This window comes from Trichlorobacter sp., assembly GCF_030247655.1.
GTDB lineage: Bacteria > Desulfobacterota > Desulfuromonadia > Geobacterales > Pseudopelobacteraceae > Trichlorobacter.
Window position 1 is genome coordinate 1 of the sequence record NZ_JAOTRZ010000135.1, and the last position, 7,718, is coordinate 7,718.

A 7,718-nucleotide genomic window follows, 5' to 3' on the forward strand; every position below is an offset into this window, starting at 1 on the left:
ACGTGACTGCTGCATGTATCTGAAGGCGTTGACAATATCGTCTGCTTCAAAGGTATGGAACGGGAGCGGATGGAAAACTCCTTCTGTAAAGAGAGCCATGATCTGTTTAAAGAGGGTACGGGTAAGGTCAGGGCGTTCCTGCATCAGTTGGTCTGCATCAATACCAAAGTAACTGATGTTGTTTCTAAATGGGCGTAGGCCGATGCGGGTGTTTTCGTAATAGTCGCGCTTGCCAAGCTCCAGAAACCGTCCAAAGGGTCTCAAGACCTGCAGGTTGCGATTGATCGCCTCGCCGGAGAGTGAATTCAGTACGACATCAACACCGCTGCCGCCTGTCTGAACTAGAATTTCATCGGCAAAGGTCAGTGAACGTGAATCAAAAATATGCTCAATACCAAGCATACGCAGGAAATCACGTTTTTCATCGGTACCGGCGGTTGCATAGATTTCAGCACCACACCATCTCGCCACCTGTATTGCCGCAATGCCAACACCGCCGGCAGCACCATGGATCAGTACTTTTTCACCCGGTGAAAGTCTGGCCAGATACTGTAGTGCATAAAAACTGGTAAAGAATGCTGCAGGAATAGTTACTGCCGCCTCAAAGGAGAGCCCTGCCGGGATAAGAGAAACGGCGTTGGGACTGGTGATTACCCGGTTAGCAAAACAGGCAGGGCCGAATCCCACCAGGTGATCGCCGGGGGAAAATTCCTGTACCTGTTCTCCAACACGGATAACAGTGCCGGAAAACTCCATGCCGAGTGTAGGGCCTGCAAAGCCATTTTCCACCGCTTCATCTGATAAAAGCCCCAGGGTGTACATGAAGTCACGAAAATTAAGGCCGGTTGCATGCACCTCAACCTCTATTTCACCGCTTTGGGGCGCAGGACATGAGCACGACTGCCAGCGCAGGTTCCGCAGTTGCCCTGGAAACTGGAATCCCAGGCGGTAACAGGGAGTGGCGGATGATGCCTGTTGGGCATCACCGCTGTCTGGTAATGTCGGCACCAGTTGCAAGCGGGGTGCAAAGCGTTTCCCCTCTGATGAAATGCAGATTTCCTGTTCATTGTCAGGCTGGATAATCTCTTTTGCAACCGCCTCAACCAGCGTGTCAAGGTTGCCGACTGTTTCAAGATCAACCAGACGAACAGTACCGCTGGCCGTTTCGTTGATTAACGTACGACCAAAACCCCAAAGAGCTGCATCAGGAAGGGCGGTTGCAGAGCAGCCCGTTTGTTTTTGATTGTGCCGAGGGATCAGGTGGCAGGCAGCGTTGCCGGTCACCAGCCAGCAGATGGTGGAAATCTCTGTTGCTTCAGTTGCCTTGATAATGGCTGCTGCAAGAGCGCAGCGGTCAGTCTGGATTTCAAGGAATGCTGATGGGCTGTTATCCGGTAAAGGTGGCTGAAGTCCGCTTATATGTATGATGCCGCGCAGTCCTCCGTACAGAGTTTTGATCTGTTGTAACTCGTCGGTGAGATCAGTTGCAGACGTATAGGTGGTATGGAGTACCTGTCCTCCAACACTCGACAGTCTGCTGTCCAACCGTTGTCCCAGCTCAGTAGAATAGCCCTCTTTGTCCGCTATGATGAGCCAGGGTGATTCTGCAGACAGCAGTAGTGGCGGGGCAGACGTGCAAACTGTTTCAGCGCGCCGCGCCAGCAGAAGGTACGGGCCTGACGAGGTCCGGGGAGAAAGTTCATGGCATTCACTGTCACCCAGTCCACGTTGTTCCAGTTTCATCTGCCAGAAAGCTGGTGATTGCTGACGCGACAGTGGCAAGCCGGAAGCACTTGCATGCCACCATTCTGTATGACTGCCAAAAACAAAGTCTGCCCATCGCGAAGGGTGTTGATCAATGAAAAGGATCAATCCGTCAGGAACAAGTTGGGAAAGTGCACAGTCAACAGCATGTAAGGCCGCGTCAATAGTCAAAAAATCTGACATTATGACCGCCAGATGATATGCAGAAGCCGGTGCCGGTTGTTCAAACTCGCCGGTTGAAGCAAGCAACCGGACTTCGGCAGCCGGAAAGTGGTCAAGTTGCTGAGCTGCTTCATCTAGGATGTCATGATTACCGGTTGCAAAAAGGTAATGACAATGGTCGAACTCAATATTACTGCAGATTGTGGAGGCAAATAACGGAAGACCGTCACTGACTTCCATAACGCCAAACCGGCTGCCTTCTGGTAGCGTCGCTAACGTTGTGGTGAGCAGTTTCTGCAGTGAATTTTCAATTTTTATTTTTGCTGCAGTACCGAGCAGGTTGCGGGTGAGGAGCGCCAAGGAAGCTGGTGATGGCAGCAGCCTGCTCACATCCTGTTCAGTTATGATGCTTTTCAGGTGTAGTCCTACCCGTGAAACACTATGGATAACCGGAAAATATTCCGGGTGATCATGGAACAGGCTGTTCCAGATATCCTGGGCTGAAATTGTATCGTTGTCTTTTCTTTGAATGGTAAAGCCTGATTCGGTTTCTGTAATTGAACCGTCAGATACAGAAAGACTGAGCAGGTGGTTAAGGTAGATGGCTGTTTCTGGCTTGTTTTTCTGGATTTCCTGAATAACAGCATGGGAAAGAACCTGATTCCCGTCTGCGAGAGACCGGACGGTTTCCAGGGTAAAACGACTGCACAGTACATCCAGCAGCGGATCCACTTCTTCAGAATAGCAGCGATGGGTGCCTTTAAGAACCGCCCGACTTACCGCCCCACCCATCTCTTTTTTCAGCTTGTCAAACGGGAGTGGCGATATACCGCAGGGCGTTAATGGGTGGGGCCAGGGGATGCTATGGTAAGCCAGAAAAACAGCCTTTGTGGCAGTCTGGTTGATGTTGAGGCGGACGGCTTTGAAGCGGACTTCCTGTACAGCGGCTATCGGCGTACCTTCGGCATCGGCGATAATGCACTCTGCTGTCAGGGAATGGGGGGAACGGCGTAGTAATGTTACCTTGGCACGTTTGGGGGCACGCTGCGGGTTGTACAGGATTAGCCGCCCCATATATACCGGGATGTAGGCGATACCGGCGTTGTCAGCCAGTTGGTCTTTCAGGAGCTGAAAGATTAGCTGGAAGGTACAGTCAAGGTGTGCAGGGTGGAGGTGAAAACCCTGCACATCTGTTCCGTCTACCGGTGTTGAATCTGAAAACAGGGCAACAACTGAGTTGTTTTCAATCCAGCCAACTTCAATTGTCTGAAATGCCGGGCCGTATCCAAGGCCGGCAGCTTCCGTAAGTCGATGATGCTCTGTAGCGGTAAAGTCCGGTCTCCGGGCAGGAAGTGGGATCTGGTGTTGCGGTTGCACCGTTGCAGGTGGCCCCTGCAGTATCCGGGCAGTAACATGGACCTCCCAGGGATCGTCGCTGGTGAGTTCTTTGGCTTTTATGCGCAAGCCGCCATGGGCAGGATCAATTGACACACGGATCAATTTAGAACGGTCGGCTTTCAATAATAGGGGTGACTTTATCTCGATTTCTTCTATCTCGCTGAATTCTCCAGCCAGCCAGGCATGGGCAGCAGCAAGTGCCAGTTCAGCGAAGCCGGCGCCGGGAAATACAATGGCATCACCAACCTGGTGGTCTGCAAGCATTGGAATAAGCTGGGTATCAAGCTGATTTTCCCAGGTAAGCTCCTGTTGGACAAGTTTATACCCTAAAAGAGGGTGTAGTTTGCGGCGATTGAGCAGGCCGTATGATTCCGGCGTCACGGTGTGCCAGTGCGATTCCCGTTGCCATGGATAATGGGGCAGTTCAACAAAAACTGCCTGTTCAGGGAAAAAGCAGTTCCAGTCAATGGGGATACCGCTGATGATCGCCTGACCAACAGCAGTAAAAATCTTTGCGGGGCTGTCATCTCCACGCATGCCGGTGCTGATGACACGTCCTGCTGTTGCGGTTTCTTCCATGCAGTCATGCAGATAGCCGCGGAGGATTGCATGGGGCCCGATTTCAATAAATACAGTGTTGCCGTCATGGAGAAGCTGCCTGATGGTCTGGTCAAACAGAACCGGTTCGCGCAGGTTGTGCCACCAGTAGCCTGCGTCAAGTCCGGTGCCAGCAGCCAATCCACCGATAACGGTTGAGTAAAACGGAATGGACGACTGTTGAGGAGTTATTGTTGCCAGTGCTGATCTGATGCCCGTTTCAAGCGGATCCATTGCCGGGCTGTGAAATGCATAATCAAGGGCAAGACGTTTATTAAAGATATTCTTGTCTGAGAGGATTGTTTCCAGTCTTTTGAGATCAGCATCTGCTCCGGCAACCGTTGATCCTTTACTGCTGTTGCTACCGGCAACGGTCAGGTTTTCATGAAGCCCAAGCTCAGTGAGTAATTGTTTGATGTCTGACTGACCCAGGCCGACCGCAGTCATCTGCCCTTTTCCCTTGGTGGTGCCCTGAAGTTGGCTGCGGTGATAAATTACCTGTACTGCATCTTCCAGAGACAGGGCTCCGCAAGCCCAGACAGCAGCAACTTCTCCCACACTATGGCCAACCACAGCTATGGGTGATACACCTCGTGCTTGAAGCATGCGGGTAATACCAACCTGAATCGCAAACAGGGCCGGCTGGGCAATCTCGGTGTCTGCGTACTGGTCAATGCCATAGAATCCGGACAATTCTTTTTCCAGGGACCAGTCAGCATACTGCCTGAAGAGCGAATCAACCCCCTGCACCGCTTGCAAAAACAGGGGGTCAGTCATCAGCTGTTTTCCCATGCCAAACCATTGCGCACCATTGCCGGAGTAGACAAATACGGGTCCGGTTGCCATGGCCAGCGGAGTAGGGGGCTGCGTAGGCTCAGTGTCAGAGAACGTGTGCAGCTGCTCTGCAATTTCCGTGTGTACACTGCCGAAGACAACGGTCTTGCATTCAAGCAGCTCGCGGCGGAAGAAGGCGTTATAGGTGATGTCGTACAGGGGGACATGGTGATTACTGCTCAGGTATGCTGCAGTATCCCTGGCAGATTTCTTCAAGGCCTCCGCGCTTTTTGCAGAAATCACCATGGGGAGTGTGCAGGGAGTAACCTTTGCTGGATTGCCGACAGGATGCTCGTGACTTTTGAGAACAACATGGGCATTGGCACCACCGAAACCGAAGGAGTTGATGCCGACGATGATCTCTCCAGTCTTGGTAATCGGTCTGTTCTCTGTGGCGACTTCAATGTTGAGGTTACTGAACGGTATTGCCGGATTAAGCTTTGTAATGCCTATGGTTGCAGGTATGGTCCGGTTCTGGATGCAGAGCAGGGCCTTGGTAAGGCCGGCAACCCCTGCAGCAGATTCCAGATGTCCCAGATTGCTTTTAACGGAGCCGATGATCAGTGGGTTTTCGGCCGGGCGTTGTTTCCCCAGGGCTTCACCGATTGCTTGTACCTCTATCGGGTCACCAACGGCAGTGCCGGTGCCGTGTGCTTCTATGTAGTCAATCTCTGACGGGGCTATTCCTGCCTGCAGGTAGGTCTGTCTTAGCAGAGATGCCTGAGCCGATGCGCTGGGTACGGTTAAACCGGATTTCCGGCCATCGGTATTGACTGCCGATGCTGCCACAACAGCCAGAATACGATCTCCATCAGCCACAGCCTGATTGTACTCTTTCAGAAGGAACAGACCGGCACCTTCGGAACGGACATAGCCATCGCATGCTGCATCAAATACGTTGCAGTGTCCTTTTCGGGACAGCATGGATGCCTTGGAGAAGGCTATGAAGGTATAGGGGTGGAGGTGAAGACTGACGCCACCTGCCAGTGCAGTGCTGCTTTCTCCTGCTGCAATGGATGCACATGCCTGGTGAAAAGCAACCAGTGATGATGAACAGGCTGTGTCAATGGCCATACTGGGGCCGTGCAGGTCAAAAAAGTAGGAGAGACGGTTGGCTGCAATACTTGAAGTGTTTCCGGTGCCGCCGGATGAGTCAACCGCCTCAAGGTTGTCAATCAGGCGATAGGCGTAGTCAACGTTTGAAATGCCGACAAATACCCCGCAGTTGCTCCCTTTCAGAGAGGATGGTTTAACGCCGGCGTTCTCGAAGGCCTCCCAGCCCAGCTCAAGCAACAGACGTTGCTGAGGGTCCATGACGGCAGCTTCACGTGGAGAAATACCGAAAAAACCGGCATCAAACAGCGATACATCGCCAATTGAGCCGGCAGTAAAGGTATAACTGGTGCCGGGGTGATCCTTCCGTGGGTGGGTAAATGTTTCCTGGCTCCAACGCTCTTTAGGAACTGAGGTGACCAGATTACGACCTTCCAGCAGATCATTCCAGAAGGTTTCCTGGGTTGTATTCGGTAGTCTGAATGAAAAACCTATGATAGCAACATTTAAAGGCATGTTTATCCCGGGAAGAACAAAAAGTAGGTATTGGTTAGATCTTTACCATAGTTGCCCTTTCTGTTCAATCCCGCTGGCGCCTGTTGTATAAAATCTGAAGGGAGGACAGTTTTGCTATCCTCCCTTTTTGCAGGCAGTTACCGATCTTTCCGTGGCACCACTACAATTCCTGATTCAGTGATGGTGTAGCCGTTCTTGAGGTCTTCTTCATGATCATAGCCGATCTCGGCGTTATCAGGAATAACCACTCCCTTGTCGATGATAGCCTTTTTGATCTTTACGTGTCGGCCAACGGTAACCCCTTCAAACAGGATGGAGTCTTCCACCAGACTGTAGCTGTTGATCTTGCACATCGGCCCCAGGATGGAGCGGCGTACTGTGCTGCCGCTGGTTATGCAGCCTCCGGTGACGTATGAATCAAGGTTGACACCACGGCGTCCATCTTCATCAAAGACGGTCTTGGCTGGTGGCAGGTTGCCCTGGTTGGTCAGGATCGGCCATTTGTAGTTATACAGGTTCAGTTGGGGGCTGATGTTGATCAGATCCATATTGGCCTCGTAGTAGGAGTCGAGCGTTCCCACATCCTTCCAGTAGCCACGTTCTTCCGATTTCATCCCCGGTACCTGGTTGTCGTTGGAGTTGTAGGCATAGACCCGATCACCCTTTTCCAGCATCATCGGGATGACATGTTTGCCGAAGTCAAGGTCCTCATACAGCTTCTTGCCTTCCAGCAGGACTTCAATCAGCTTGCGGGTGGGGAAGATGTAGTTGCCCATGGAGGCAAAGCAGGTTTTTCGGCCCGGTATGGTTTCCGGTTCTTTCGGTTTTTCGGTAAAGGCGGTGACCCGGTTGTCGTCATCCACAGAGAAGACTCCGAAGCGACTGGCCTCTTCTCTGGGCACTTCCAGGGAGGCGATGGTGAGGTCGGCACGGTTCATTCGATGGAACTGAATCATTTGGCTGATATCCATCTTGTAGATATGGTCGCCACCAAAGACCGCCACATAGTCGGCATCGGCTGTTTCAACAAAGCGCAGATACTGCAGGATTGCGTCTGCGGTGCCCTTAAACCACTGTTCGCTGTCGCTGCTGGTCTCCGGTGAGATGGCAACGCAGAATTCGCCCAGGCCGGTCCATTTGCCCCAGGATTCGCGGATATGCTTGTTGAGCGAGTAGGCGCGGTACTGGGTCAGGATATAAATTCTTTTGATGCCTGAGTTAAAGAGGTTGCTTAAGACAAAGTCGATAATCTTGTATTTGCCACCAAAGGTAACACTGGGTTTGGCACGGCGAAGCGTCAGCGGGCTCAGCCGTTCTCCTTTGCCGCCTGCAAGAACCATGGCTATCGTATTTCTGCCAAGATTTAATCCATCGTACATGTTGACGCTCCTTCT

General features: G+C 52.0%; 2 protein-coding genes. Both read right to left on the minus strand.

The features are described from left to right. Positions 1–6,324, minus strand: a 6,324-nt coding sequence (locus OEL57_RS11435; RefSeq protein ID WP_300740663.1) for a type I polyketide synthase, incomplete at its 3' end; no start/stop codon positions are given. Between the two features lie 137 nt (positions 6,325–6,461). Beyond that, a complete protein-coding gene (gene glgC, locus OEL57_RS11440; RefSeq protein ID WP_300740664.1) occupies positions 6,462–7,703 on the minus strand; it encodes a glucose-1-phosphate adenylyltransferase in 1,242 nt (413 codons plus the stop codon). Positions 7,704–7,718 lie beyond the last annotated feature (15 nt).